Raw genomic sequence first — 342 nt, 5'->3', positions numbered from 1 at the left:
ACCATACACCGGCGCGGGCGCCGGCCGGGCTCGCACGGGCCGCAGCTCCAGCGCTCTTCGCAACGCCCGCCGGGCGTAATCGCGGTTCCACCCCGTCAGCTCGACGAGCTCATCAAGGATCCGGACCTTCTCAGTACGGTTGCCCCTGGCGTAAGCACGTGCCTTGATCAGCGTGACCGCCTTGCGCTGGCTCATCGTCAAACCCATCCCTCAAGGATGTCCGCCAACCAACCCCAACCGGACCTTTTCCGATGAGGCAACGTACCCGGCTCCGCGGACCTTTTCCATGAGTCAACGCGAGGTCTAGCTTTCTTTAGGGAAGTCAGCTAGTTTGTGCTCACG

At 62.9% G+C, this 342-nt stretch carries 1 pseudogene; it reads right to left on the bottom strand.

Features of this window, described 5'->3' with window-relative positions:
• Positions 1-195, bottom strand: a pseudogene (locus SB764_RS38905) (hypothetical protein); the annotation flags it as partial.
• Positions 196-342: the final 147 nt, after the last annotated feature.

Origin of the sequence: Paraburkholderia sp. SIMBA_027 (assembly GCF_046535315.1) — a bacterium.
GTDB classification, from domain to species: Bacteria; Pseudomonadota; Gammaproteobacteria; order Burkholderiales; family Burkholderiaceae; genus Paraburkholderia; species Paraburkholderia tropica.
The sequence above is the reverse complement of the archived record's forward strand: the minus strand, read 5'-3'. Positions and strand labels throughout refer to the sequence as shown.